Here is a 26,966-nt window from a genome sequence, read left to right on the forward strand (position 1 = left end):
CCCAGCGGGCGTGCAGCGGGGGTGGGGAAGAATGGCCGGGTGACTTCCCCCCGCGACCTTGTTCTGCTCGGGTCCACCGGTTCGATCGGCACCCAGGCCATCGACATCGTCCGGCGCAACCCGGACCGGTTCCGGGTGGTCGCCGTGGGTGCCGGCGGCGGCAACGTCGAACTGCTCGCCGCGCAAGCCCTCGAACTGGGCGTCGAGGCGGTCGGGGTGGCCAAGGCGTCCGCCGCGCAGGATCTGCAACTCGCGTTCTACGCCGAGGCGAGCCGGCGCGGGTGGGCCACCGGTGACTTCAAGCTTCCCAAGATCGTGGCAGGCCCGGACGCCATGACCGAGCTTGCCCAGTGGCCGTGCGACATCGTGCTCAACGGGGTGGTCGGCTCGCTGGGCCTCGCTCCTACGCTGGCCGCGCTGCGCGGTGGTCGTACTCTCGCGTTGGCCAACAAGGAGTCGCTCGTGGCCGGCGGCCCGCTGGTCAAGGCCGCGGTGACGCGGCCGGGGCAGATCGTCCCGGTCGACTCGGAGCACTCGGCGCTGGCCCAGTGCCTACGCTCCGGATCGCGCGGCGAGGTGCGCCGACTGATCGTCACGGCCAGCGGCGGCCCGTTCCGGGGTCGGCTGCGCGACGAGTTGACGCAGGTCACACCCGAGCAGGCGCTCGCTCACCCGACCTGGAACATGGGGCCCGTCGTCACGATCAACTCCGCCACCATGGTCAACAAGGCCCTCGAGGTGATCGAGGCGCACGAGCTGTTCGACGTGCCCTACGCCGACATCACAGTGATGGTGCACCCCCAGTCGGTGATCCACTCGATGGTCGAGTTCGTCGACGGGTCGACGATCGCCCAGGCCAGCCCACCGGACATGCGGCTGCCCATCGCGCTCGGCATCGGTTGGCCGGACCGGGTGCCCGAGGCGGCCACCGCCGTCGACTGGACGGCCGCGCACACCTGGGAGTTCGCGCCGCTCGACGACGAGGCGTTCCCGGCCGTCGCCCTGGCCAAGGCCGCCGGGGAGATCGGGCGTTGCCGGCCGGCGATCTACAACGCGGCGAACGAGGAGTGCGTGGCCGCGTTCGTGGCGGGCCGGCTGCCGTTCCTCGGCATCGTCGACACCCTCGAACGCGTGTTGGAGGACGCTCCGGACTTCGACGAACCAGGTACCGTCGAGGACGTGCTCGCGGCCGAGTCGTGGGCACGCGCGCACGCGCAGGAGATCATCGCGGGTTCGGTGGAAGGAGCTTGATGTCGTACCTGCTCGGGGTGGTCCTCTTCGCCCTGGCCATTCTCATCTCGGTGAGCCTGCACGAGGCGGGTCACCTGCTGACCGCCAAGGCGTTCGGGATGAAGGTCACGAAGTACTTCGTCGGTTTCGGCCCCACAATCTGGTCGTTCCGCCGGGGCGAGACCGAGTACGGCCTCAAGGGCATCCCCCTCGGCGGCTTCTGCAAGATCGTCGGGATGACGCCGCAGGACGACGACGTCGAGCCGGGCGACGAGTCGCGCGTGATGTGGCGCTACCCGGTCTGGAAGCGGACGATCGTGATGGCCGCCGGGTCGATCACGCACTTCGCGCTCGCCCTGGTCACGATCTGGATCCTCGCCGTCTCCGCCGGCCTGCCCAACCCCGATTTCCCGACCACCGACGCGCAGGCCCGCCAGGAGCCCGCCGTCATCCAGCTCAGTGAGTGCGTGGTTCCGGAGAACGCGGTGCGGGCGTGCACCCCCGCCGACGCGGCCAGCCCTGCCGCTCAGGCGCAACTGCGCAACGGAGACCGGATCACCTCGATCAACGGCACCGCGATCAACTCCTACGGCGATCTGCTCAGCACCCTGCGCTCGCTCAAGCCCGGGGAGACCGCGCAGATCGCGTACGTCCGCGACGGACAGCCGGCCACCACCAGCACGGTGCTCGCGCAGACCCAGCGGCCGCCGCTGGACAACCCGACAGGTGCCGCCGCGCCGGTGGCCGCGCTCGGCGTCGGGCTCGTCCCCAGCACGCCCACCCGCGTGACGTACGGGCCGGTCGGCGCCTTCGGCGCCACCGCCGACTTCACCGGTCAACTGGCCGTCGGCACCGCCCAGGCGCTCCAGCGCCTCCCGCAGAAGGTCCCCGCCCTGTGGACCGCCCTCACCGGCGGCGAGCGGGACATCGACACCCCGATCAGTGTGGTCGGTGCCAGCCGACTCGGCGGCGAGGCGGTGGAGAACAACGCGTGGCTGGTCTTCTTCATGCTCTTCGTGTCGCTGAACTTCTTCATCGGCGTGTTCAACCTGCTGCCGCTGCTCCCGGTGGACGGCGGCCACATCGCCATCGCCTGGTTCGAACGGGCCCGCTCCTGGGTCTACGCGCGGATCGGCCGGGCCGACCCCGGTCGGGTGGACTACCTCAAACTGATGCCCTTCACGTATGCGGTGATCCTGATCGGCGGCGCGTTCACGCTGCTGACCATCGCCGCGGACGTCGTCAACCCCATCACGCTCTTCTCAAGGTGAGTGCCTGAAGTGACAGCTATCAGTCTCGGTATGCCGGCCGTGCCTCCACCGCCGCTCGCTCCTCGTCGGGCCAGCCGCCAGATCATGGTCGGTTCGGTCCCGGTCGGTGGTGGTGCGCCGGTGTCCGTGCAGTCGATGACCACGACCCTCACCTCCGACATCAACGCGACCCTCCAGCAGATCGCCGAGCTGACCGCGTCCGGCTGCCAGATCGTGCGGGTGGCGGTGCCGTCCCAGGACGACGTCGAGGCGCTGCCCGCGATCGCCAAGAAGTCGCAGATCCCGGTGATCGCCGACATCCACTTCCAGCCCAAGTACGTCTTCGCCGCGATCGACGCCGGCTGCGCGGCGGTCCGGGTCAACCCGGGCAACATCCGGCAGTTCGACGACAAGGTCAAGGAGATCGCTCGTGCCGCAGGGGCGGCGGGGACGCCGATCCGGATCGGCGTCAACGCCGGGTCGCTGGACAAGCGCCTGCTGAGCAAGTACGGCAAGGCCACCGCCGAAGCGCTCGTCGAGTCGGCGCTGTGGGAGTGCTCGCTGTTCGAGGAGCACGGCTTCCGCGACATCAAGATCTCGGTCAAGCACAACGACCCGGTCGTGATGATCCGGGCGTACCGGCAGCTCGCCGAGCAGTGCGACTACCCGCTGCACCTCGGCGTCACCGAGGCCGGGCCGGCGTTCCAGGGCACCATCAAGTCGGCGGTCGCCTTCGGTGCGCTGCTGGCCGAGGGGATCGGCGACACCATCCGGGTGTCGCTGTCCGCCCCGCCGGTGGAGGAGATCAAGGTCGGCAACCAGATCCTGGAGTCCCTCGGCCTGCGCGAGCGGGGCCTGGAGATCGTCTCGTGCCCGTCCTGCGGGCGGGCCCAGGTGGACGTCTACAAGCTCGCCGAAGAGGTCACCGCCGGCCTGGAAGGGCTGCCGGTGCCGCTGCGGGTCGCCGTCATGGGCTGCGTTGTCAACGGTCCGGGCGAGGCCCGGGAAGCCGACCTGGGCGTCGCCTCCGGTAACGGCAAGGGCCAGATCTTCGTCAAGGGGCAGGTCGTCAAGACGGTGCCCGAGGCGCAGATCGTCGAGACCCTGATCGAGGAGGCGCTGCGGATCGCCGACGAGATGGGCGCCGAGCTCCCCGAGGAGCTGCGCGGGCTGGTCACCGGCCCGACCGTCACCGTGCACTGATTTTCCACATGGAAAAAGCGGCCGTTCCCCGTGCGGGGAACGGCCGCTGTGCGTTCGTGCTGATCCTGCGCTCTCGCGCTGTGCTGCTCGTGCCGTGCCGTGGTGCGGCCTGGCGTCACTCGGATTCGGCGAGGATCGCGTACAGCTTGCGCCGGGTCTCGTCGAGCACCTGGGCGGCCCGCTCACGCTGGTCGTCGGTGCCGTTCATCATCACCTGGCGCAGCGCGTTCATCGCCTGTGCGCCGGAGTCACGGATGTCGTGCCAGCTGCTCACCGTGCCCTGGGCGACGTCCGCCCACGGCGGGGTCTGCGCGGCCTCGGTGGCCTCCGCCTGACCGGCCTCGGTGACAGTGAACCGCTTCCGCCCACCACCGGACTCCTCGGTGCTGGCGACGATCACACCCTCGTCCTCCAGCAGCTGGAGGGTGGGGTAGATCGAGCCGGGGCTCGGCCGCCACGCACCGCCGGTGCGGGAGTCGATCTCCTGGATCATCTCGTAACCGTGCATCGGCCGCTCGGTGAGCAGGGCCAACACGGAGCCTCGAACGTTGGGGCGTCGGCCCCGACCCCGTCCACGACCCCGGCCGCCCCAGGGGCCGCCGTGTCCGTGTTCGTGGCCATGACCGTGCGGACCGGGCGGAACCGGCGGGAAACCGAACCCCCGCATCCGGGCCTCGTGCATCGGGTGGTGCTGTCGGTGGAACCTCATCGGGTTCTTCCTTCCGTAGGACTATCGCTGATGCATCAACGATATATCGGCAATGCATCGCCGACAACCCTGGTTTACCAAACCGTACGTACGTCTTGTTAGGGTGTCGGCCATGCGCCTGCTCCCCCCGCCGGGCCCGGCCCGGGTCCTCACCCTTGGCACCCTGGTCAAAACCGTTGGACGGGGCCTCTGGCTCGTCGCCAGCGCGCTCTTCCTCACCCGGTCGGTCGGCCTGTCGGCAACCCAGGTCGGCATCGGGCTGACCATTTCGGCCCTGGTTGGTGTGTTGGCCAGCGCCCCGAGCGGTTACCTGGCCGACCGCGTCGGCCCACGCGGTGTGCAGGTCGGCGCGCTCTTCGTCGCCGGCACCCTGACCATCGGCCTGATCGCTGTCCGGTCGTTTCCCACGTTCGTGCTGGTGGGAGCGGCCACCGCCCTCGCCGACGCGGTCGAGCGCGGTGCCCGCGGCGCGCTGATCGCCGGAGCGATCCCCGCCGACCAGCGGGTCCGCACCCGCGCCTACCTGCGAGCCACCACGAACGTCGGGATCTCCGTCGGCGCGGTCCTCGGCGGGTTCGCCATCGCCGCCGACACCCGAACCGGGTACGTCGCGCTGATCCTGGCCTCGGCGGCGACGTCACTGGCCGCGGCGGTGGTCTTCCTCCGGCTGCCCGCCGTCGCCCCGGTCGCCGCCCCGACGCACGGCCCTCGGCTGGTCGCCCTCCGGGACCGCCCGTTCCTCGTCTTCACCCTGGTCGACGGGCTGATGTCGATGCACTTCAGCCTGCTCACCATCGCCCTGCCGCTGTGGATCGCCGGCCACACCCAGGCCCCGGCTTGGATGATCTCCGCGTTGACGCTGGTCAACACCGTGCTGGTGGTGCTCCTTCAGGTACGCGCCGCGGGCGCCGCCGCCACACTGCCCGGAGCCGCCCGCGCCGCCCGCCGAGCGGGTGTGGCCATCGCCGTGGCCTGCGTACTCTTCGCCGCCAGCGGTGCGCTGCCCACCGCCGGAGCGGTGGGCCTGCTCGGCCTCGGGGCACTCGCGCACGTCACCGGGGAGCTGTGGCACTCCGCCGCCGGCTGGGGGATCTCCTTCGGGCTGGCGCCAGCGGATGCACAGGGGCAGTACCAGGGGACGTACGGCATGGGCTACGAACTGGGCAAGATGCTCGCACCGGTAGTGGTGACCACCCTCGCGCTCGGCTGGGGCGTACCCGGCTGGCTCGTACTCGGTGCCCTGTTTCTCCTGCTCGGAGCCCTGGTGCCCCCGGTCGTCCGCTGGGCCGGGCGGACCCGGCCGCTCGGTGGGCCAGCAGAACCGGTGCCGGCCTCGGCACTCGACCGGCGGAGCGGGGGGTCGATCTGGCAGGCTGATAGTCGTGCTGACGGTGCCGGTACGCCAACTGGGGGAATCGGAGCGCCGCGCGGTCGAGCGACTGCTCGACCATGACCCGTTCGCGGGCGCGCAGGTCGCCGAGCGGATCGCCGCGCGCGGACTCTCCTGGTGGCGGGCCGAGGGCAGAATCCTGGGGTACGGGGCCCGCCGCAACCTCGAATCACTCTGCTGGCTCGGCGGCAACCTGACCCCGGTGCTGGCCAGTGACGCCGCGGTGGCTGCCTTCGCCGACCTGCTCGCTGGCGAGGAACGGCTGTGCTCCTCCATCGTCGGCCGGGCCGATGCCGTCCTCGGCCTGTGGGACCGTCTCTCCGACACCTGGGGGCCAGCGCGAGACGTGCGCCCCAATCAGCCACTGCTGGTCACCGACACGCTGCCACCCGTACCCGCCGATCCGGAGGTACGCCAGGTTCGCTCCGGCGAGGTCGACCGGCTCTTCCCGGCAGCCGTCGCCATGTACACCGAAGAAGTCGGTGTCTCCCCGCTGGCCGAAGACGGTGGACGCAGCTACCGCCGGCGGGTCAACGACCTGGTCCGCAGCGGTCGCGCGTACGCCCGCATCGTCGACGGCAAGGTCGTTTTCAAGGCCGAACTGGCAGTGGTGACCAAGCGGACTGCGCAGGTCCAGGGCGTCTGGGTGGCACCGGAATGGCGAGGTCGGGGGATCGCCACCGCCGCCATGGCCGCCGTGGTCCGCGACGCGCTGCTGCGGGTCGCCCCCACCGTCAGCCTGTACGTCAACGACTTCAACCTCCCGGCCCGCCGCGTCTACGAGCGCTGCGGCTTCCAGCCGATCGGCACCCTGGCCACCGTCCTCTTCTGAACCGCTGCGGGTTGGCTCGCGGTGAAGCATCCCCGCAGATCTTGGACAGTTTCCGTTCGCGCGGAACGGAAACTGTCCAAGATCTGCGGATTCAGAGAGCAGAACTGGCCGGCACCCCGGGTTGGGGGTGCCGGCCAGCGGTCGATGTCTGCGTGCTTGTCGTGTGGGTCAGCTGTTCCAGTGCTGGGCGACGAGGTCGGTGGCCTGCTGCTCCCACTGGGCGTAGGCGTCCGGGTACGCCGACACCTGCACCGTCTGCGCCGCCTGGGTCAGGGGCATGTCCTGCCAGCCGTCGACCTGCTTGAGGCCCTTGAGGAACGCGGTGGTGGAGTACTCGGGGTTGGTGATCTGCTCCGGGGTGCCCCAACCACTGGTCGGGCGCTGTTGGAACAGGCCCAGCGAGTCGTGGTCGTTGGCGTCGCCCAGGTGGCCGAGGTTCTCCAGCTTGGACTCCTGCAGGCTGGTCGCGATCGAGATGACCGCGGCCCGCTCGGGCAGGCCGGCCTTCTTCGTGGCGGCGATGATCGCCTTGACGTTGGCGCTCTGCTCGTCGTTGAGGGTGATGTGGGACTGGTCGCCCTGCGGCTTCGGCGCTGCCGACTGCACGGCGGCGACGGGCTTGGCGTCCACGGCCGGGTTGGCGTGGGCGGCGATCGGGCCGGCGAAGACGCCACCGGCGAACGCGAGACCAGCAACAGACAGCATGCTCTTACGGAAGATCGTGTTCATGAGGGGTAGCTCCTTCGGGGGTAGGACACCCGAACCGCCAAGGGGGGCGGCGGCAGGGTGTGAGCACCTCGTCCGGCGCTGCACAAAGTCTTAGGAGGGGGGACACCCTGTCGGGCGTCCGCTGTCGGCGGCCTGGCGAGCGGGGGCTCGTGGCGCCGGGTCCAGATGTAACGACCGGGGGGCCGGGGTCATTCCGGGGGTGGCCCACCCGCCGGCACCCTCGTCGAGGCGGTGCCTGTCGGTCGTTCGTGGGGACTGTAACGACCGGGTCCGGGCTGGCATTCCCACCTGCGCGACCAGCCCCCAGCGCTCGGGCGGCGGGTCGGTGGTCCTGCGATCGTCAGGGTATGTAACGACCCCGACCCCGCCAGGATTCCGCCCTGAGGGTGCGCCCGGTCACCACCCACAACCACCCACCACCGAACAAACCACCCAGGCGGCACGCCGTCCACGGCGTCGAAACCGCCCGCACCTACGTGATCCACTCGGGCTCACGGAAGTCGGGGCATCCCCGACGCCGGGACACCCCGACATCAAGGAACCCGAGTCGATCAAGAAGCCTCGGGGGCATCGTGATCGGCTGGATCGCATCAGATCGGGAAAAACGTCCAGAGTCCGGCAACGCCGTCGGGCTTCGGCCGGCGCCGACCCGGGCGTTGCCGCCTTTGCCCGGCCGCTGGCGGCACTGACACGGAAACCGCCGGTTCGGTGCCTGGTGTCCGGTGCGGGCACGGGGTGGCCCGGCCGTGGTCGCGGCATCGAGCAGGTCGGTCGCCGCCGCTGGCGGAACTGATGGATGCCCTGCTCAGGACCGGAAAATCGGTTGAGTTGACGGGGTGGTGCCGGCAGGCTGAGGTCTCCGCCACCCACGTCCCGGAGGACTTCCATGCGCCTGCTCCGTGATCTGTGGGGTACCTCGACCCGTCGTATGACGATCGTGGCCGTCCTGATCGTGCTGGGGGCCGCGGGGCAGGCGGGCGCGTCGGCGCTGGCCGGCGCGGTGCTGGTGCATCGTTCGGCGGGCTTCTTCACCGTACTGGCCGTGGCCCTGGTCGCCGTGGTCCTCAGCGACCTCGCGGTGAGTCTGCTGATGGCCGGTCTGACCGCCGACTGGTCCGCCGACGTGCGTCGCCGGCTCTGTCGCGTCGCTTTCGGGCAGGACCTGCCCACCCTGGAGACCACCCCGGTGGGCGAGTTGCTGGACCGGATCGACGGGGACGTCTATCAGGTGGCGTCGGCAATTCGTAACCAGGGCACCCGACTCGCCCAGGGCCTCTGCGTCGGTCTGTTGTCGATGGTCGTGGCGCTGTTCGTGTGGTGGCCGGCGGGGATCGCGATGGTGCTGTTCACTGTGCTGCTCGCGGTCGGCCTGCGCCGGCCCACGGCGCGGATCGGCCCGGCCCGGATGGCCGAGGAGGAGGCGTGGTCCGACCTGGCCGCCGTGATGGAGGAGGCGGTGCACGGCCAGGACGACGTACGCACCAGTTTGGCGCGGCCGTACGTGCTGCGGTTGTACGCCCAGCGGGCCGCCGCCGTGCTGTCCCGGGGCCTGGTGGTCTGGGTGCTGTCCGCCCGGGTGGCGACGGTGGCCACCGCGACGATCCGGACGGGCATCGGCGCGGTGGTGCTCGGCGGTGCCTGGGCGTTGGCCACCGACCGGATCGACGCCGCCCGGCTCACCGCCATCTGGCTGCTCGCCCTGGCCTTCGGGGCCACCGCGGAGCACGTCAGCCGGATGGTGCCGGAGATCCAGGAGGCCCTCGGCGCGTGGGCGCGGGTGCAGCTGCTCTACAAGGCCCGCCAGGAGCCGGTCGGCGGGGCCAGCCCGAGCGAGGGTGACCTGCGCATTCGGGACCTGACATTCGGGTACGGCGAAAGTGACCGGGGTGCCGCGCTGCGCGGGCTCAGTCTCACCTTCGCGCGTGGTCGCTCGTACGCGCTGATCGGACGGACCGGTTCGGGCAAGTCGACGCTGGCGAAGGTGCTCACCCGGGCGGTCGACGTGCCGCCGGGCACTGTCTTCCTCGGGGGAACCGACCTGTGCGACCTCGACGTCGAGCAGTTGCGCCGCTGGGTGGCGTTGGTGCCGCAGCGCACCGAGATCCTGGCCGGCACGCTTGCCGAGAACGTGGCGCTCTTCGACAGGGAGTTGCTCGACGCGGCGGCTCGGGCGCTCGACGAGCTGGGCCTGGCCGGTTGGATCGCCGAGCTGCCGGACGGGTTGACGACCCGGCTGGGGGAGGGCGGGCACGTGCTCTCCGCCGGTCAGGAGCAGTTGGTGGCGTTCGCCCGGATCCTGGTCCGGGAGCCGCACGTGGTGATCCTCGACGAGGCCACCGCACGGTTGGACCCGGTCACCGAGGCGCGGGTGCAGCGGGCCACCGAACGACTGCTGCGCGACCGGATCGGCATCGTCATCGCGCACCGACTCTCCTCGGTGCGCCGCTGTGACGAGGTGGTCGTCCTGGCCGACGGCGCTGTGGTCGAGGCCGGTCCGTTGGAGACGTCGACGCGCTTCGCCGAACTGTTGGCGACCAGCCACGCGGCCGCGTACGCCACTGTGGTGCCGGCCGGTCGTACCGGTGTCGGCACCGACCTGCTGGTCGGCCCCGGCCCGGCCGACCCGTGGCCGACCGAGCCGGTGCCCGCGCGGGGTGAGCCGATCGCGGCGGATGAGCAGGGCGCCGCCTGGCCGACCGAGCCGGCGCCGACACGGGTCGAGCCGAATGAGCAGGCCAGCCGGAAGACACCGCCCGACAGCACGCAGGGCGCGGTAGGGCCGACGCGGGCCGACCCGCCGCCACTGCCGCCGGTGCCGCCGGTTCGGACGCTGCGGGAGATCTGTCGACTCTGCACCAACGATCCCCGGTACGGGGTGGCGGCGATCGTGCTGTTCCTCGGGCTCAGCCTGCTCGGGCTGGACGGCCCGGTGCTTCCCTGGCTCTGGGCGGACCTGGTCGACGGGACGGGCAACCCGTACCTGCCGGCGGTGGGGATCGTCGCCGGGTTGCTGGTCACCCTGCCGCTGCCGTTCTACACCCACGTCTGGTTTCCGCAGTGGTGGGTGCGGCAGATGCTGCGGATAGGCCTGCGCCTGGTGCACGGCCAGACCGGGCCGCGTCGGGTCAGCTCCCACACCCCCGCCGAGGTGGTGGCGCAGGGTGGGGACACCGAGCGGGTGGTCCAGCTCGCCGACAACGTGCTGGACCAGGCCGTCGCGCTGGCGCTCGTGGTCACCATGACGGCGGTCACCGGCAGCGTCGTACCCGGGCTGTTCTTCCTCGGCACGATGGTCGTCTCCGGGCTGGCCGCGACGTTGTTCGGGCCGAAGCTGGAGCGTGCGGCCCGGGCGACGGTGGCGGCGCAGGCCGCGTTCGCCACGGCGTTGGTCTCCGCGCTCTCCGCGGCGCGGACGGTGAAGCTCGCCGGCGCGACCGCGGCGGTGCTGCGCCACCTGGCCAGCCTGGACGTGCTGCGCAGCGACCGGCAGCGGCGGGAGATCTCGGTGCAGGTGTGGGCGCGCTCCACACCGTCGATGGCCAGTGGGTTGTTGCCGATCGGCGCCTGGGCGCTCTACCTGAACGGTTCGCTCTCCGCCGGGGCTGTGCTGGTGGCTGTCTCCACCCTGGGCGCGGCCCGCTGGTTCGCCTGGACGACGGCGTCGTTGATCTCGCAGCTGCCCTCGGCGCGGGTCTGGACCCGGCGCACGGCGGCGATGACCGGGGTGGGCGCGTACTCCGCGGGGGTGCCGGAGGTCGACCTGACCGCCGGGACGGCTCCCGCGCCGACCATGCCGCCCCGGCATCCGCTGCGCCGGCTGGAGCTGCGTCGCTTCGGGGTGGTGCACTCCGACGGCACGGTGGCCGTCCGGGACGTGGACCTGACCGTGCAGCGGGGGCAGTTGGTGCTGGTCGTCGGGCCGGTGGGGTCGGGCAAGTCCTCGTTGCTGCGGGCGTTGGCCGGGATCGTGCACCACACCGGCGAGCTGGCCTGGAACGGTGACCCGGTCACGGAGCCGGAGTTGTTCCTGCGTCCCAACCAGGTCGGCTACGTCGGTCAGTTGCCCCGGGTGCTCTCCGGCACCGTTGCCGACAACATCGCCCTCGGGCACCAGGTGGACGCGGCGGGGGCGGTCAGCATCGCCCAGCTCGACCATGACCTGGCCGCCGCTGGTGGCGGGCTGGGGCTGCTCATCGGGCACAAGGGCACCCGGCTCTCCGGCGGGCAGTTGCAGCGGTTGGCGCTGGCGCGGGCGCTGGCCCCGCGTACCGAACTGCTGGTCGCCGACGACGTGTCGTCGGCGCTGGACGTGACCACCGAGTTGGCGCTGTGGCAGGCGTTGCGCGGCCACGGGGTGACGGTTGTCGGCTCGACAGCGAAGCGCGCCGCGTTGGTCCGGGCCGACCACGTGGTGGTGCTGCTCGGCGGCACTGTGGCCGCCCAGGGCACCTGGCAGGACCTGGAGGGCGACTGGTCGCACCTGGCCGGCTGACCGACGGTCGGGCGGCCGCTCACGCGGCGGCCGCCCGACCGGTGGTGATCAGGCGGCGCGGGCGTACTGGGCGGGCCCGGAGTACGCGACGCCGAGCTTCGCGGCGGCCCGGCGCGGCCAGTACGGGTCGCGCAGCAACTCCCGGCCCAGCAGCACCAGGTCGGCCTCGCCGCTGGCGACGATCTGCTCGGCGTGCTCGGGCTCCACGATGAGGCCCACCGCGCCGGTCGGCACGCCGGCCTCGCGGCGGATCTGGGCGGCCAGCGGCACCTGGTAGCCGGGGCCGAGCGGAATGCGCTGGTCAGTGCTCACCCCGCCGGAGGACGCGTCGACCAGGTCGACGCCGACACCGGCCAGTTCGCCGGCGAGCACCACGCTGTCCTCGATCGTCCAGCCGCCCTCGACCCAGTCGGTGGCGGAGATCCGGGTCAGCACCGGCACGTCCTCGCCGACCGCGGCGCGCACCGCGCGGGCCACCTCCAGGGTGAGCCGCATCCGGGCGGCCCGGTCGCCGCCGTACGCGTCGGTGCGGTGGTTGGTCAGCGGCGAGAGGAACTCGTTGAGCAGGTAGCCGTGGGCGGCGTGGATCTCCACGGCGGCGAAGCCGGCGTCCAGGGCGCGAACGGCTCCGGCCGCGAAAGCCTCGACCACACCGGCGATGCCGGCCTCGTCGAGGCTGGTCGGCGTCCGGTAGCCGGCGGTGAACGGCTCCGAGCCGGGGGCGACGGGCGTCCAGCCGCCCTCGGCGTCCGGCACGCCACCGCGCTCCGGCGCCCACGGCCGGTAGGTGGAGGCCTTGAAGCCGGCGTGCGCGAGCTGCACGGCCGGCACCGCGCCGTGGGCGGAGACGAACGCGGTCACCGGTCGCCAGGCGTCGACGTGCGCACCGGACCAGAGGCCGGTGTCCTGCGGGCTGATCCGGCCCTCGGGGAGCACGGCGGTCGCCTCGGTCAGCACCAGGCCGGCGCCGCCGACCGCGCGGCTGCCCAGGTGGATCAGGTGCCAGTCGGTGGGCAGACCGTCGGGGCCGGCGGAGTACTGGCACATCGGTGCCATGGCGATCCGGTTGGGCAGTGTGACCCCGCGCAGGGCCAGGGGAGTGAACAGGGAACTCATGGGGTCATCCTCTCCGACACGACGACGGGCCCCCCGGGGAGTGGGGCCCGTCGTCGTACTGGTAAATCGGTCAGGCAGGAACGGGGGTCAGCTCGGGTCGGGTGTCGGCGACCGGCTCCGGGTCGGTCAGGTCACGCCGGCCGGCGGACTCGTACGCGGCCCGGTCGAGGGTGCCCTCGCGGGCGGCGACCACCGTCGGCACCAGCGCCTGGCCCGCGACGTTGGTGGCGGTGCGGATCATGTCCAGGATCGGGTCGATGGCCAGCAGCAGGCCGGCGCCGGCCAGCGGCAGGCCCAGCGTGCTGAGGGTCAGGGTGAGCATCACGATCGCGCCGGTCAGGCCGGCGGTGGCCGCCGAGCCGACCACCGAGACGAAGGCGATCAGCAGGTAGTCACCGATGCCGAGCTGCACGCCGAACACCTGGGCCACGAAGATCGCGGCGAGGGCCGGGTAGATCGCGGCGCAACCGTCCATCTTCGTGGTCGCGCCGAAGGGCACCGCGAACGAGGCGTACTCGCGGGGCACACCGAGACGCTCGACGGAGCGCTGGGTCACCGGCATGGTGCCGACCGAGGAGCGGGACACGAAGCCCAGCTCGATCGCCGGCCAGGCGCCGGCGAAGAAGCGCAGCGGGTTGAGGCGGCCGGCGAGGATCAGCACCAGCGGGTAGACCACGAACAGCACGATGGCGCAGCCGACGTAGACGGCGGTGGTGAACTTCGCGAGGGGGGCCAGCAGGTCCCAGCCGTACGAGGCGACGGCGTTGCCGATCAGGCCGAGGGTGCCGATCGGGGCGAGCCGGATGACCCACCAGAGCGCCTTCTGGACGATCTCCAGCAGGGAGCGGTTCAGCGCCACGAACGGTTCGGCGGGATCGCCGACCAGCAGGGCAGCGGCACCGATGACGACGGCGAGGAAGACGATCTGGAGGACGTTGCCCTCGACGAACGCGCCGACCGGGTTGGTGGGCACGATGCCGGTGAGGAAGTCGGTCCACGAGCCGGTGTTCTTCGGCGGTGCCGCGCCGCCCAGGTCGAGGGTCACGCCCTTGCCGGGGTTGGTGAGCAGGCCGATGCCGATGCCGATGCTCACCGCGATCAGCGCGGTGATGCCGAACCACAGCAGGGTCTTGACGGCGAGCCGGGCGGCGTTGGCGACGCCGCGCAGGCTGACCACGCTGACCACGATGGCGGTGAAGACCAGCGGCGGCACGGCCAACTTGAGGAGTTGGACGAAGAGGCTACCGATGGTGTGCAGGGTGCTGGTCAGCCAGCTCAGGTCGTTGCTGCGGGCCAGGAAGCCCAGCGCGACACCGAGCACGAGGCCGAGCAGGATCTGCACGGAGAAGGGAATTTTGCGCAGGCTGAAGGGCATGAGGATGTATCCAATTGTCCGGTCCGATCGGGGCAGGCGTAGGAACGCGGCTAGCCCGGACAGATGCCACTGGCCTGCAGTCGGAGATCGACATACAGGCGGACAGTGAGGCCCCAGACATTGGTCATCGCAGGCCGACGATACGCCGATTCCCGCTCATCGGAAGGACCGGACAGCGTGAGGCTCCTTACAGAGGGCCAGCGCGGTGCCGGTGCCGAGGCCCCACAGCACCGCGAGAGCGAGGATCAGTCGTTCCAGCACCCCCACCACCGGGCCTCGACCGATCACGAGCATCGCCAGCCCCACAGTGGCACAGAGCGGCAGCGCCAGCGCGGCGGCGACGCCGGCCAGCCGACGCACCGTCCGGCCGGCCGGCCCGGAGACGGCCAGCGTGATCATGGCGAAGACCACTGCCGCGGTCGCCGCGATGCTCGCACCGCCGTGCACCAGGTCCGCCGTCGTCGCGCGCTCGAACGGCGGCAACGGGCAGCCGTCGGAGCAGGTCACCGCCCCGGACACGGCGGTGAACACGGCCCCGGTGGCGAGCAGGGCCGGGGCCGCCGCCCACACCCCGGGGGGCAGCGCCGCGCCGATCAGCAGCAACGCGCCGGCAAGGGCCAGGATCCCGATCCGGTACGTCGCGGCGTGGGCGCTGCCGGCGATGCCCGCCTCGCTGACGTACCCGGTGAGCCCTGGACCGGGGCCGCCGACCACGGCGAGCGTCACCGCCACCGCACCGGCCAGGGTGCAGCCGGCCGCGGCGGACCCGGCGACCCGACGGGCGACGTCGCCGCGGGCCCTCGGCACGGTCGGGGCGGCGGGCCGACCCGGCTCAGCCACGTCCGTGCGGCGTGCTCCAGCCGGACTCGTCCGGCCCGAGTGGCACGATGCCGCTGGGATTGATCTCCCGGTGCGTGCCGTAGTAGTGCCGCTTGATGTGGTCGAAGTCCACCGTCTCGCCGAAGCCCGGTGTCTGGAACAGGTCCCGGGCGTACGCCCAGAGCACCGGCATCTCGGTCAGCTTGTCGCGGTTGCACTTGAAGTGCCCGTGGTACGCCGCGTCGAAGCGGACCAGCGTGGTGAACAGCCGCACGTCCGCCTCGGTGATCGCGTCACCCATCAGGTAGCGCTGCCCGGCGAGCCGCTCGGACAGCGCGTCCAGCCGGGCGAAGAGCGCCCGGAACGCCTCGTCGTACGCCTGCTGGGAGGTGGCGAACCCGCACCGGTAGACGCCGTTGTTCACGTCGGTGTGGATCTCGGCCATCAGCGCGTCCATCTCGGGGCGCAGTGCCTCCGGGTAGAGGTCCGGCGCCCCCGCACGGTGCAGCGACCGCCACCGCGTGGAGAAGTCGAGGGTGAGCTGCGGATAGTCGTTGGTGACCACCCGGCCGGTCAGGGTGTCGACGAGCGCCGGCACTGTCACCCGGCCGATGTAGTCCGGGTCGGTGGCCAGGTACGCCTCGGAGAGGAAGCTCACGCCGAGGACCGGGTCGAAGCCGTCCGGGTCGAGGGCGAACGCCCAGCCCCGCTCGTCCCGGATCGGGTCGACGGTGCCCAGCGAGATCGCGTCGTCCAGCCCGAGCAGGCCACGCACGATCCGCGCCCGGTGCGCCCACGGGCAGGCGCGGCACCAGATCAGCCGGTAACGGCCGGCCTCCAGCGGCCAGCGGTCCTGCTCGTCCGGGCCGCCGCCGGGTGGGGAGGTCGAGTCGGCGGTGACCCGACCGGTGAACCGGTTCGGCTGGCGGACGAACGCGCCGCCGCCGCTGGTCTCTGCGCTGAACTGGGCCCGGGCCATGCCGTCAACCTATCCGCTGCCGGCGCGGATATCCTGGCGGCCGGCAGCCCTCGCGACCCGGTGGGCGTGCCCCGCCCCCGCCGTCTGCACCCCCTAAGGACTCGCGATGACCGTGGCATACCTGGTGGCCGGTGTCCGCACCCCGATCGGCCGGTACGCGGGAGCGCTTGCCGGCGTCCGCCCCGACGACCTGGCCGCGCACGTGATCCGTGAACTGGTCGCCCGCCACCCGTCGGTGGACTGGTCCCGGGTCGACGACGTCGTGCTCGGCTGCGCCAACCAGGCCGGGGAGGACAACCGCAACGTGGCCCGGATGGCGGCGCTGCTGGCCGGCCTGCCCGAGGGAGTGCCGGGCAGCACTGTCAACCGGCTCTGCGGCTCGGGCCTGGACGCGCTCGCCACCGCCGCCCGGTCCATCGTCGCTGGGGACGCGGAGCTGGTCATCGCCGGCGGGGTGGAGAGCATGAGCCGGGCGCCGTTCGTCATGCCGAAGGCGACGTCGGCGTACTCCCGCTCGGCCGAGGTGTACGACACCACACTGGGCTGGCGGTTGGTGAACCCGTTGATGCGTGACGGGTGGGGGGTCGACTCGATGCCGGAGACGGCGGAGAACGTGGCCGCCGAGTACGGCGTCAGCCGGGCCGAGCAGGACGCCTTCGCGTACCGGTCGCAGCAGCGCGCGGCCAAGGCGCAGGCCGACGGCCGGTTCGCCGAGGAGATCGTGGCGGTGTCAGTGCCGGCCGGTCGTCGGGAGACCCGGCTGGTCGAGGTCGACGAGCACCCCCGGGAGACCACGCTCGCGAAGCTGGCCGCGCTGCCCACCCCGTTCCGCGACGGTGGCACTGTGACCGCAGGCAACTCCTCCGGCGTCAACGACGGCGCTGTGGCGCTGCTGGTGGCCAGCGAGGCGGCGGTTGCCCGGTACGGCCTGACCCCGCTGGCCCGGATCGTCGGCGCGGCGGCGGCCGGTGTGCCGCCCCGGATCATGGGGATCGGTCCGGTGCCGGCCACCCGCAAGCTGCTCGACCGCCTCGGCGTCGAGATGGGCGCTGTGGACGTGGTGGAGCTGAACGAGGCGTTCGCCGCGCAGTCCGTGGCGGTGTTGCGCGAGCTGGGGCTGCCCGTGGACGCCGACCACGTCAACCCGAACGGTGGGGCCATCGCGCTGGGGCACCCGCTCGGTGCCAGCGGCGCACGGCTGGCGCTGACCGCCGCCCTGGAGCTGCGCCGTCGCGGCGGCCGCCGGGCTCTCGCCACCATGTGCATCGGCGTTGGTCAAGGCATCTCGCTGTTGCTGGAGTCAGCCGCCTAGAGTGGTCCACACCACACGACCCGCGGGTCGACCGGTGCCCACGCGTGCCCGCTGCGCGACCCGACGCCGGTGCCGTCCCGCGCCGCGGCGATGAACTGGGGAGCACGCTGATGCCGGACGGACTGCCGACCGAGATCGATCTGACCAGGCCGAGCGCGGCCCGGGTGTACGACTACTTTCTGGGTGGGGCGCACAACTTCGAGATCGACAGGCAGTTGGCGGAGCAGATCGCCAGCATGACCCCGAATCTCGCCGCCACCATGCGCTCCGGTCGGGAGTTCCTGCGCCGGGCTGTCCGGGTGCTGCTCGACGCCGGCATCGACCAGTTCCTCGACATCGGCTCCGGAATTCCCACCGTGGGCAACGTGCACGAGGTGGCGCAGGGGGTGAACCCCAAGGCCCGCGTCGTGTACGTCGACATCGACCCGGTGGCTGTCGCACACAGCCGGGAACTGCTGGCCGGCAACGACCTGACCGGTGTCATCCACGCCGACCTGCGTGAGCCGGAGCGGATCCTCGCCGAGACCCGACAGCTCGGGCTGATCGACTTCAGTCGACCGATGGGCATCCTGCTGGCCGGGGTGGTGCACTTCATCCCGGACACCGACCGGCCAGAGGCGATCCTGGCCGCCCTGCGGGCCGCCGCCGCGCCGGGCAGCTTCCTGGTCGTCTCGCACTCCACCTTCGAGGACCAGCCGCAGGAGATGCTGGACGCCCAGCGGCTCTCCGCCCGCACCGCCACCGAGATCACCCTGCGCTCCCGCGCGCAGGTCACCGGCTTCTTCGGCGACTGGACCGTAGTGGAACCGGGCGTGGTGCACATGCCGCTCTGGCGCCCGGACTCACCGTCCGACGTGGACGAGCACCCGGAGCGGTTCGGCGCCTTCGGGGGCGTCGCCCGGTACGACCAGCCCGCCGGCTGATCTCGTGGCCGCCGTCCCGGACCCGACCGGGGTCAACTCCGGCCGGGACCCCGCCGGGGTCGTCACCGGTCGGGCGGACGCCCAGGGGTACGCCGCCGACTGGACCCGCGTGGTGCGCCGGCTCGGTTTCGTGCCGCTCAGCGTGGCCGAGACCGAGCGGCTGCTGCTGGCGCACACGCTCCGGCTGGCCCAGGCGGTACGGACGGAGCCGTTCAGCGCTCACCCGGCCGAGGAGGTCGGGCGGGCGCTGGTGGAGGCGCAGATCACCGAGCCGCAGGCCCTGGAGTGGACGCTGCGCGCGCTCGGCGCGACCTTCGGGCGTCAGGTGCTGGGCGACGGTGACCGGCCGGCCGACCTCGCCGACCGGGTCGCGGCGATGCAGGGCGGGCTGGCCGCCGGGTTCGCCCGGGCGCTGCGTGACCGCACCTTCAGCCAGCAGGAGCGGATCGCCCGGTCGGCCTGGCAGGCGCGCGACGAGGTCGAGCAGGCGCTGCGTGCGAGCGAGGCACGGTTCCGGGCGGTGTTCACCGGCGCCGCGATCGGTATCGGGATCGCCGGCGTGGACGGTCGGATCATCGACGTCAACCAGGCGTTCGCCGACATGCTCGGCTACTCGATCGAGGAGTTGCGCGAGATCAACGTGGCGGCGCTGTTCCACGCCGACGACGCGGCCGGGATGTGGGAGCTCTACCAGGAGATGATCGAGGGCAAGCACGACGCGGCCCGGGTGGAGAAGCGCTACCACCGCAAGGACGGCACAGTGGTCTGGACGGATCTGGCCGTCTCGCTGATCCGACACGAGGGCCGGCCGCGATTCACCGTCGCGATGATCGAGGACATCACCGAGCGGTACGAACTCCAGCAGCGGCTGCGCTTCCAGGCGCTGCACGACCCGCTGACCGGGCTGCCCAACCGGACGCTGTTCTTCGAGACGTTGGGACGGGTGCTCGACACCGCGGGCGTCGGGCAGCAGGTGGGGGTGTGCTTCCTCGACCTGGACGGCTTCAAGGCGATCAACGACAGTCTCGGCCACGACCTCGGTGACCGGCTGCTCGTGATGATCGGCCGACGGCTGGCCGCGTGCGTGGCCGACAACGGTCATCTGGTCGCCCGGATGGGGGGCGACGAGTTCGTGATCCTCGTCGACGGGGGTGACGACACCGACGACCCGGTCGCCGTCGCGGAGGCCGCACTGGCCGCCGTTGCGGCCCCGGTCCACGTCGGTGAGCACCAGTTGGCCGTCTCAGCCAGTGTGGGCATCGTGCAGTGCCCGGCCTCGGAGACCAGCGCGTCCGAGCTGATGAAGGCCGCGGACACCACGCTCTACTGGGCCAAGGCGGCGGGCCGGGGCCGGTGGGCGGTCTACGACCCGGAGCGCGGCGCCCGGGACATCGCCCGCTCGGCGCTGGTCGCCGGGCTGCCCGCCGCACTGGACCGGGGCGAGTTCGTGCTGCACTACCAACCCATCGTGTCGCTGCTGGAGGGCACCATGCTCGCCGTGGAGGCACTGGTGCGTTGGGAGCATCCGGAGCTGGGCCTGATCGGGCCGGACCGGTTCATCGGCCTGGCCGAGGAGACCGGCCTGATCGTCCGGCTCGGCGAGTGGGTGTTGCGGCGGGCCTGCGAAGACGCCGAACGGTGGTGGCGGGAGTTCCCCGACGCCAGGCTGGTGGTCAGCGTCAACCTGGCCGCCCGGCAGGCCGACGAACCGGCCATCGTGGACACCGTCGCCGACGCGTTGCAGACCAGCGGGCTGCCCGCGGAACTGCTCCAACTGGAGTTGACCGAGAGCGCCGTGATGGGCAGCGCCGGTGAACCCCTGCGCAGCCTGCACCGGCTCGCCGCGCTCGGCGTCCGGCTGGCAGTTGACGACTTCGGCACCGGGTACTCCAACCTGGCGTACCTGCGCCGGTTGCCGATCCACTGCCTGAAGCTCGCGGGTCCGTTCGTCGAGGGCATCCGCGCGGACGGGACCGACGTGGCGGCCGACCACCGCGACGAACGGATCGTCGACGCGTTGGTCCGGTTGGCGCATGCCCTGGAGTTGTGGGTCACGGCCGAGGCGGTGGAGACCGGCGTGCAGGCGGAACGGCTGCGGGCGCTGCGCTGCGACACCGGGCAGGGCCGGTACTTCGGTGCGCCGGCCCCGGCCGACGTGATCACCGCACGGTTGCGCGGCGGCGGAGTGTCGGCGTGAGCGAGCGAACCAGCAGGCACAGCAGGGTGGCGCGAAGCGGAGTGCTGGCATGAGTGGGGGATCGTTTCGATCCGGAGGGTGGCGACGGAGGGTGGCGGCGTGGACCTGACGGACTCGCAGACGGCGGTGACAGTGGTGGCCGGGCTGGCCATCCTGGCCGGGTTGGCCGGCGTGGTGGTGCCCGGTCTGCCGGCGCTGCCGCTGTGCTGGGGCGGGGTGCTCCTCTGGGCGGTCTTCGGCGGTGCCGGCCTGGGTGGCTGGGCGGTGTTCGCCGCCGCCACACTGGTCGCCGGGGGTGGCGCCGTGATCAAGTACGCGTGGCCGGGCCGGAACCTGAAGCGGACCGGTGTGCCGACGTCGACGCTGCTGGCCGGCGGGGTGCTCGGCATCATCGGGTTCTTCGTGGTGCCGGTCGTCGGCCTGGTGCTCGGCTTCGTCGCCGGGGTGTGGGCGGCCGAACGGCTTCGGCTGGGCAGCAACCAGCTCGCGTGGCCCTCCACAGTGCAGGCCCTGAAGGCCGCGGGCCTGTCGATGCTGGTGGAGTTTCTGGCCGGCCTCGTGGTCGCGGCCCTCTGGGTAGCCGGCCTCCTCCTGACCTGACTCCCCGCCCCTTCTCCGTGCCCTGCCCCCGGCCCTGCCCCCGGCCCTGCCCCGCGATCTTGCCCTGCCCCGCGATCTTGCACTTACTGCGCCGACATATGAGACATCCCGCCGATATCGACAACCGAAACTGCAAGATCGGCGCGGCGCGGCGCGGCGCGGCGCGGCGCGGGGCGCGGGGCGGGGCGGGGCGGGGGGGATTGGGGCGCGGGGCACTTTTTTTGGGTACGGCGGAGTGGCCGTACGTGAGAGAGAGGCGTGCCCCGCGCCACCGGGTCGGGCGGTCCGAGCGCCCGGGTTGGCCCTGTCGGGCCTGGTCACCGGTCCAGGATGCCGGTCGGGGCGGCCGGTCGGCAACGCAATTAGCCCGACGGCGGTGAGATTCCCACCCACTACGTATTGACCGCCTTGATCGGCCGGGTCGACACTTTGCCCACTCGCACGCGGAACCACCTCAGGGAGGTGTGCAGTGGCCACGACGCCCGTGCCGACCGCCGAGCAACCGATGGACGACGATGCCCGGCGGCTCGCCGAACTCGGCTACAAACAGGAGTTGCGCCGTAAGTGGAGTGGCTTCTCCAACTTCGCCATCTCCTTCTCGATCATCTCGATCCTGGCCGGCTGTTTCACCACCTTCGGTCAGGCGTGGAACAACGGCGGGCCGGTCGCCATCTCCTGGGGCTGGCCGCTGATCTCGCTGTTCATCCTGATCATCGGCTTCTGCATGGCGGAGCTGGTGTCGGCGTACCCGACAGCTGGTGGGATCTACTGGTGGGCGGCCACCATGGGCCGCCCGGTGCACGGCTGGTTCACCGGCTGGCTGAACCTGATCGGCCTGGTGGCGGTCACCGCCTCGGTGGACTACGGCTGTGCGACGTTCCTCAACCTCACCCTGTCAGCGCTCTTCGACGGCTGGGCCGGGACGCTGCGTCAGGCGTTCATCCTCTTCGTGATCATCCTGGTGCTGCACGGGCTGATCAACATCTTCGGGCACCGGATCATCGACGTACTCCAGAACGTCTCGGTCTGGTGGCATGTGGCCGGCGCGGCCGTCGTGGTGGCCATCCTGGTCTTCGTGCCCGACAACCACCAGAGCTTCCAGTTCGTGTTCACCGAGCGGTTCAACAACTCCGGCTTCGGTGACGGGGACATCGGCGGGCTGACGTTCTGGTTCTACGTGCTGCCGCTGGGTTTCCTGCTGACCCAGTACACGATCACCGGCTTCGACGCCTGTGCGCACGTCTCCGAGGAGACCCGGGGCGCCTCACAGGCCGCGGCCCGCGGACTCTGGCAGTCGATCTTCTACTCGGCGGTCGGCGGCTGGATCCTGCTGCTGGCGTTCCTCTTCGCGGCCACCGACGTCGAGGCGGTCAACGCCGCTGGCGGCTTCTCCGGCGCCATCTTCGAGTCCGCGCTGACCCCGGTCTTCTTCAAGATCGTCATCATCATCTCGACCATCGGTCAGTTCTTCTGCGGCATGAGCTGCGTGACCTCGATGAGCCGGATGGCGTACGCGTTCAGCCGGGACCGTGCCGTACCCGGATGGCGGCTGTGGTCGACTGTCGACCGCAACGGCACCCCGGTCAACGCGATCATCGGTGCCACACTGGCCGGCCTGGTGCTGACCCTGCCGGCGCTGTACGAAAGCTCCGCCGGCATCCCGATCGCCTTCTACGCGGTCGTCTCCGTCGCGGTGCTCGGGCTCTACCTGTCGTTCCTCATCCCGATCGCGCTCCGGCTGCGGATGGGCGACCGGTTCGTCCCCGGGCCGTGGACGCTGGGCCGCAAGTACAAGCTGCTCGGCTGGATCGCGGTGATCGAGATCGCGATCATCGCCGTCTACTTCGTGTTGCCGATCGTGCCCGCCGGGGTGCCCGGCAACGACGGGTTCACCTGGTCGGCGGTGAACTACGCGCCGCTCGCCGTCGGCGGGGTGCTACTGGTGGTCGCCGTCTGGTGGTACGCCTCGGCCCGCAAGTGGTTCACCGGCCCGGTTCGTACCGTCGAGGAACCCGCTGTGGCGGCCGACCCGGCGCCGGCCGACGGCCCGGTGTGATCGGCACCCGGCGGGACGGGCGGCGCTGCCGTCCCGCCGGCCGACGGTCGGTTTGCCGCACGTGCCGCCGGGGGCATTGACGGTGATCCGGTTTGCCAGTAGACCTTGGTGATGGAGGCCCGCGAATGACGAAAGCTCCGCTCACGCTGGAACAACTGCGGGTCGCCGTCGCCGAGGGCGAGATCGACACCGTGGTGCTGGCCCTCGTCGACATGCAGGGCCGGTTGCAGGGCAAGCGGTTCCACGCGCCCTTCTTCCTCGACCAGGTGGTGACCAACGGCAGCGAGGGCTGCAACTACCTGCTCGCCGTGGACGTCGACATGAACACCGTCGACGGGTACGCGATGTCGAGCTGGGAACGCGGCTACGGCGACTTCGCGATGGTGCCGGACTTCGCCACCTTGCGCCGGATGCCCTGGCAGCCCGGCTCCGCCCTCCTGCTGGCCGACCTGACCTGGCTCGACGGCTCGGGTGACGTGGTCGCCTCGCCCCGGCAGATCCTGCGCCGGCAGCTGAACCGGCTGGCCGAGCACGGGCTGACCGCGTACGCCGGCACCGAGTTGGAGTTCGTGCTGTTCCGCGACTCGTACGAGGACGCCTGGCAGCGTGGCTACCGCGACCTCACCCCGGCGAACCAGTACAACGTCGACTACTCGCTGCTCGGCACCGCCCGGGTGGAGCCGCTGCTGCGCCGCATCCGGGTCGAGATGGCCGGCGCGGGGCTCACCCCGGAGAGCGCCAAGGGCGAGTGCAACCTCGGGCAACACGAGATCGCCTTCCGGTACGACGAGGCGGTGGCCTGCGCGGACCACCACGTGATCTACAAGAACGGTGCCAAGGAGATCGCCGCTCAGGAGGGGATGGCGATCACCTTCATGGCCAAGCCAAACGAGCGGGAGGGCAACTCCTGCCACATCCACTTCTCGTTGCGCGACAGCGATGGCGACTCGGCGATGCTCGGCGACGGGCCGGCGCACCTGTCGCAGACCGGGCAGCGGGTGCTCGCCGGGCTACTGGCCACCATGCGGGAGTTCAGCCTGCTCTTCGCCCCGAACATCAACTCCTACAAGCGTTACCAGCCGGGATCGTTCGCCCCGACCGCGTTGCGCTGGGGCGTCGACAACCGCACCTGCGCGCTGCGGGTGGTCGGGCACGGGCAGGGCATGCGGGTGGAGAACCGGGTGCCCGGCGCCGACGTCAACCCGTACCTGGCGATCGCCGGGCTGGTCGCCGGGGCGCTGCACGGCATCGACGGCGAGCTGGAGTTGGGCGCGGAGTGCACCGGCAACGCGTACGACGACCCGGAGGCCGAGCGGGTCCCCGGAACCCTGCGCGATGCCCTGGCCCTGTGGGAAGAATCCACAGCGGCCCGGGAGGCGTTCGGCCCCGAGGTGGTGGCCCACTACGCCAACCAGGCGAGAGTCGAGCTGGCCGCCTTCGACGCCGCGGTGACGGACTGGGAGCTGACCCGTGGCTTCGAACGCCTCTGACCACGTGCGAATGGGGGTGCGGGTGTGACGGTCCTGGTGGATCCCGCCAACGGGGTGGAGTTTCGGGAGGTCGGGGCGGCCTCTGTGGACGAGGTTGACGCGGCCATCGCGCGGGCGGCTGCCGCATTCGAGACGTGGCGTCAGGTGGGGGCGGGGGATCGGGCGCGGTTGTTGCGGCGGTTCGCCGCCGTGGTCGACGCCCATCTGGACGAGCTGGCAGCGCTGGAGGTGCGTAACTCCGGGCACACCATCGGCAACGCCCGGTGGGAGGCGGGCAACGTCCGCGACGTCCTGGACTACTACGCCGGCGCGCCCGAGCGGTTGACCGGGCGGCAGATCCCGGTGTCCGGCGGGTTGGACGTCACCTTCCACGAGCCGCTCGGTGTGGTTGGCGTGATCGTGCCGTGGAACTTCCCGATGCCGATCGCCGCCTGGGGGTTCGCCCCGGCGCTCGCCGCCGGCAACACAGTGGTGCTCAAGCCGGCCGAACTGACCCCGCTCACCGCGCTGCGCCTGGCCGACCTGGCCCGCGAGGCGGGCCTGCCCGACGGCGTCTTCACGGTCATCCCGGGCGAGGGCTCGGTGGTGGGGGAGCGGTTCGTCAGCCACCCGGCGGTCCGCAAGATCTGCTTCACCGGCTCCACCGAGGTCGGCACCCGGATCATGGCTGGCTGCGCCGCCCAGGTGAAGCGACTCACCCTGGAGTTGGGCGGCAAGAGCGCGAACATCGTGTTCGCCGACGCCGACCTGGAACGCGCCGCCGCTACCGCGCCGGGCGCGGTCTTCGACAACGCCGGCCAGGACTGCTGCGCACGGTCGCGGATCCTGGTCCAGCGTCCGGTGTACGACAGGTTCCTGGAACTGCTCGAACCGGCGGTACGCGCGGTGCGCGTCGAGGACCCGTCCCGCGACACCGCCGAGATGGGCCCGCTGATCTCCGCCGCCCACCGCGACCGGGTGGCCGGCCACCTCACCGGGGCGACAGTCGCCTTCACCGGCTCCTGCCCCGACGGCCCCGGGTTCTGGCACGCGCCCACTGTGCTGCTGGCCGACACGCCGGCCGACCGGCACTGGCGGGAGGAGATCTTCGGCCCGGTGGTCTCGGTGCTGCCGTTCGACGACGAGGCGGACGCCGTTCGGCTCGCCAACGACACCGAGTACGGCCTGTCCGGCTCGATCTGGACCCGGGACGTGGGTCGGGCCCTGCGCCTGGCCCGCGCCGTCGACTCGGGCAACCTCAGCGTCAACTCGCACTCCTCGGTGCGCTACTGGACCCCGTTCGGCGGGATGAAGCGCTCCGGGCTCGGCCGTGAGCTGGGCCCGGACGCGCTGCACTCCTTCACGGACGTCAAGAACGTGTTCATCGCGACAGAGGAGTGACGCCAGTGCAGGGTCGGTTGCAGGACCGGGTGGCAGTGGTCACCGGAGCGGGCAGTGGCATCGGGTTGGCCACCGTGCGGCGGTTCGCCGCCGAAGGGGCCCGGGTGGTCTGCGTGGACATCGACGCGGCGGCCGGTACGAAGGCCGCCGAGGAGTGCGGCGGTGAGTTCGTGGCCACCGACGTGGCCGACGAGTCGGCGGTACGCGACCTGTTCGACGGGGTGGCCGACCGGCACGGCCGGGTGGACATCGCGTTCAACAACGCCGGCATCTCACCACCGGACGACGACTCCATCCTGGACACCGGCCTGGACGCGTGGGAGCGGGTGTTGCGGGTCAACACCACGAGCGTCTACCTGTGCTGCAAGTACGCCATTCCGCACATGCGCCGCCAGGGCAAGGGCTCGATCATCAACACTGCCTCGTTCGTGGCGTTGATGGGTGCGGCCACGTCGCAGATCGCGTACACAGCGAGCAAGGGCGGGGTGCTGGCGATGACCCGCGAGCTGGGTGTGCAGTTCGCCCGCGAGGGCATCCGGGTCAACGCCCTCTGCCCCGGCCCGGTGGCCACCCCGTTGCTGCTGGAGCTCTTCGCCGCCGACCCGGAGCGGGCCGCCCGTCGGTTGGTGCACGTGCCGATGGGTCGCTTCGGGCAACCGGAGGAGATCGCCGCCGCCGTGGCGTTCCTGGCCAGCGACGACGCCTCGTTCATGACCGCCGCGCAGTTCGTGGTCGACGGCGGGATCACTGGCGCCTACGTCACCCCTCTGTGAGCGCGAGGAGTGAGCCGGGTTTGCGAGCCCCGCAGTCGCGAACGAAGGAGTTGCTGTGAGCGCGAGGAGTGAGCCGGGTTTGCGAGCCCCGCAGTCGCGAACGAAGGAGTT

Annotated in this window: 20 protein-coding genes; 14 read left to right on the top strand and 6 right to left on the bottom strand. The window is 71.5% G+C overall.

All coding sequences use genetic code 11. The features are described from left to right. Window positions 1–39: 39 nt before the first annotated feature. The 3 genes from dxr to ispG are packed head-to-tail and all read left to right on the top strand — an operon-like array spanning window position 40 to window position 3,683. Window positions 40–1,251: a 1-deoxy-D-xylulose-5-phosphate reductoisomerase gene (dxr, locus tag NIE79_RS19780; RefSeq protein WP_238679968.1), complete on the top strand. Its 1,212-nt coding sequence runs from the start codon at window positions 40–42 to the stop codon at window positions 1,249–1,251. Then, the gene (locus tag NIE79_RS19785) at window positions 1,251–2,501 is read left to right on the top strand and encodes a M50 family metallopeptidase (RefSeq protein ID WP_238679969.1); all 1,251 of its coding nucleotides are present in this window, start codon (window positions 1,251–1,253) and stop codon (window positions 2,499–2,501) included. The genes dxr and NIE79_RS19785 overlap by 1 nt, the downstream gene beginning before the upstream one ends. A 9-nt stretch (window positions 2,502–2,510) precedes the next feature. After that, window positions 2,511–3,683, top strand: coding sequence for a flavodoxin-dependent (E)-4-hydroxy-3-methylbut-2-enyl-diphosphate synthase (ispG, locus tag NIE79_RS19790; RefSeq protein WP_210787026.1), 1,173 nt, complete (start codon window positions 2,511–2,513; stop codon window positions 3,681–3,683). A 115-nt stretch (window positions 3,684–3,798) separates the two neighbouring features. Here ispG and NIE79_RS19795 read toward each other — a convergent pair whose 3' ends face one another. Then, complete coding sequence (locus NIE79_RS19795; protein ID WP_238679970.1) at window positions 3,799–4,392, bottom strand: PadR family transcriptional regulator; 594 nt, start codon at window positions 4,390–4,392, stop codon at window positions 3,799–3,801. A gap of 112 nt (window positions 4,393–4,504) precedes the next feature. On the opposite strand from NIE79_RS19795, the gene NIE79_RS19800 reads away from it, so the two are divergent. Further along, window positions 4,505–5,845 carry an MFS transporter gene (locus NIE79_RS19800; protein ID WP_238679971.1) on the top strand — a complete coding sequence of 447 codons (1,341 nt, stop codon included), beginning with the start codon at window positions 4,505–4,507 and terminating at the stop codon, window positions 5,843–5,845. Then, window positions 5,775–6,614, top strand: a complete 840-nt coding sequence (locus tag NIE79_RS19805) for a GNAT family N-acetyltransferase (RefSeq protein ID WP_238679972.1) — start codon at window positions 5,775–5,777, stop codon at window positions 6,612–6,614. Before NIE79_RS19800 ends, NIE79_RS19805 begins: the two co-directional genes overlap by 71 nt. 168 nt (window positions 6,615–6,782) lie before the next feature. Here the strand turns inward: NIE79_RS19805 and NIE79_RS19810 are convergent, their stop codons facing one another. Further along, window positions 6,783–7,343 carry a hypothetical protein gene (locus NIE79_RS19810; RefSeq protein WP_238679973.1) on the bottom strand — a complete coding sequence of 187 codons (561 nt, stop codon included), beginning with the start codon at window positions 7,341–7,343 and terminating at the stop codon, window positions 6,783–6,785. Between the two features lie 886 nt (window positions 7,344–8,229). On the opposite strand from NIE79_RS19810, the gene NIE79_RS19815 reads away from it, so the two are divergent. Further along, on the top strand, window positions 8,230–11,835 hold the full coding sequence (locus NIE79_RS19815) for an ABC transporter ATP-binding protein (RefSeq protein WP_238679974.1): 3,606 nt from the start codon (window positions 8,230–8,232) through the stop codon (window positions 11,833–11,835). Window positions 11,836–11,883: 48 nt separating this feature from the next. On the opposite strand, the gene NIE79_RS19820 is transcribed toward NIE79_RS19815, so the two are convergent. From NIE79_RS19820 to NIE79_RS19835, 4 genes are all read right to left on the bottom strand, one after another. After that, window positions 11,884–12,951, bottom strand: a complete 1,068-nt coding sequence (locus NIE79_RS19820; protein WP_238679975.1) for an NADH:flavin oxidoreductase/NADH oxidase — start codon at window positions 12,949–12,951, stop codon at window positions 11,884–11,886. Window positions 12,952–13,021: 70 nt separating this feature from the next. Then, the gene (locus tag NIE79_RS19825) at window positions 13,022–14,314 is read right to left on the bottom strand and encodes a dicarboxylate/amino acid:cation symporter (protein WP_238679988.1); all 1,293 of its coding nucleotides are present in this window, start codon (window positions 14,312–14,314) and stop codon (window positions 13,022–13,024) included. A 168-nt stretch (window positions 14,315–14,482) separates the two neighbouring features. Further along, on the bottom strand, window positions 14,483–15,166 hold the full coding sequence (locus NIE79_RS19830; protein ID WP_238679976.1) for a DUF998 domain-containing protein: 684 nt from the start codon (window positions 15,164–15,166) through the stop codon (window positions 14,483–14,485). Continuing rightward, window positions 15,159–16,124, bottom strand: a complete 966-nt coding sequence (locus NIE79_RS19835; protein ID WP_238679977.1) for a glutathione S-transferase family protein — start codon at window positions 16,122–16,124, stop codon at window positions 15,159–15,161. Before NIE79_RS19835 ends, NIE79_RS19830 begins: the two co-directional genes overlap by 8 nt. A gap of 106 nt (window positions 16,125–16,230) precedes the next feature. On the opposite strand from NIE79_RS19835, the gene pcaF reads away from it, so the two are divergent. The 8 genes from pcaF to NIE79_RS19875 all read left to right on the top strand — a co-directional run bounded on the left by pcaF (window position 16,231) and on the right by NIE79_RS19875 (window position 26,855). After that, the gene (gene pcaF, locus NIE79_RS19840; RefSeq protein ID WP_238679978.1) at window positions 16,231–17,436 is read left to right on the top strand and encodes a 3-oxoadipyl-CoA thiolase; all 1,206 of its coding nucleotides are present in this window, start codon (window positions 16,231–16,233) and stop codon (window positions 17,434–17,436) included. Between the two features lie 110 nt (window positions 17,437–17,546). Beyond that, a complete protein-coding gene (locus tag NIE79_RS19845; protein ID WP_238679979.1) occupies window positions 17,547–18,359 on the top strand; it encodes an SAM-dependent methyltransferase in 813 nt (270 codons plus the stop codon). Window positions 18,360–18,363: 4 nt separating this feature from the next. Then, window positions 18,364–20,556 carry a putative bifunctional diguanylate cyclase/phosphodiesterase gene (locus NIE79_RS19850; RefSeq protein WP_238679980.1) on the top strand — a complete coding sequence of 731 codons (2,193 nt, stop codon included), beginning with the start codon at window positions 18,364–18,366 and terminating at the stop codon, window positions 20,554–20,556. Window positions 20,557–20,655: 99 nt separating this feature from the next. Then, on the top strand, window positions 20,656–21,156 hold the full coding sequence (locus tag NIE79_RS19855) for a DUF456 domain-containing protein (protein WP_238679981.1): 501 nt from the start codon (window positions 20,656–20,658) through the stop codon (window positions 21,154–21,156). A 469-nt stretch (window positions 21,157–21,625) separates the two neighbouring features. Beyond that, window positions 21,626–23,212: an amino acid permease gene (locus NIE79_RS19860; protein WP_238679982.1), complete on the top strand. Its 1,587-nt coding sequence runs from the start codon at window positions 21,626–21,628 to the stop codon at window positions 23,210–23,212. A gap of 125 nt (window positions 23,213–23,337) precedes the next feature. After that, window positions 23,338–24,702: a glutamine synthetase family protein gene (locus NIE79_RS19865; RefSeq protein WP_238679983.1), complete on the top strand. Its 1,365-nt coding sequence runs from the start codon at window positions 23,338–23,340 to the stop codon at window positions 24,700–24,702. A 33-nt stretch (window positions 24,703–24,735) separates the two neighbouring features. Continuing rightward, window positions 24,736–26,082, top strand: a complete 1,347-nt coding sequence (locus NIE79_RS19870) for an aldehyde dehydrogenase family protein (RefSeq protein WP_274524370.1) — start codon at window positions 24,736–24,738, stop codon at window positions 26,080–26,082. Window positions 26,083–26,087: 5 nt separating this feature from the next. Further along, entirely contained in the window at window positions 26,088–26,855 is a 768-nt protein-coding gene (locus NIE79_RS19875) for a 3-oxoacyl-ACP reductase (protein WP_030489498.1), read from the top strand. Window positions 26,856–26,966: the final 111 nt, after the last annotated feature.

Source organism: Micromonospora trifolii (assembly GCF_022229005.1).
In the GTDB taxonomy this organism is placed as follows: Bacteria; Actinomycetota; Actinomycetes; order Mycobacteriales; family Micromonosporaceae; genus Micromonospora; species Micromonospora trifolii.

Coding starts and splice junctions, on each gene's coding strand:
- NIE79_RS19820 (WP_238679975.1), bottom strand. CDS start 12,951: ATGAGTTCCCTGTTCACTCCCCTGGCCCTGCGCGGGGTCACACTGCCC.
- NIE79_RS19815 (WP_238679974.1), top strand. CDS start 8,230: ATGCGCCTGCTCCGTGATCTGTGGGGTACCTCGACCCGTCGTATGACG.
- NIE79_RS19810 (WP_238679973.1), bottom strand. CDS start 7,343: ATGAACACGATCTTCCGTAAGAGCATGCTGTCTGTTGCTGGTCTCGCG.
- pcaF (WP_238679978.1), top strand. CDS start 16,231: ATGACCGTGGCATACCTGGTGGCCGGTGTCCGCACCCCGATCGGCCGG.
- NIE79_RS19845 (WP_238679979.1), top strand. CDS start 17,547: ATGCCGGACGGACTGCCGACCGAGATCGATCTGACCAGGCCGAGCGCG.
- NIE79_RS19835 (WP_238679977.1), bottom strand. CDS start 16,124: ATGGCCCGGGCCCAGTTCAGCGCAGAGACCAGCGGCGGCGGCGCGTTC.
- NIE79_RS19795 (WP_238679970.1), bottom strand. CDS start 4,392: ATGAGGTTCCACCGACAGCACCACCCGATGCACGAGGCCCGGATGCGG.
- NIE79_RS19785 (WP_238679969.1), top strand. CDS start 1,251: ATGTCGTACCTGCTCGGGGTGGTCCTCTTCGCCCTGGCCATTCTCATC.
- NIE79_RS19865 (WP_238679983.1), top strand. CDS start 23,338: ATGACGAAAGCTCCGCTCACGCTGGAACAACTGCGGGTCGCCGTCGCC.
- NIE79_RS19800 (WP_238679971.1), top strand. CDS start 4,505: ATGCGCCTGCTCCCCCCGCCGGGCCCGGCCCGGGTCCTCACCCTTGGC.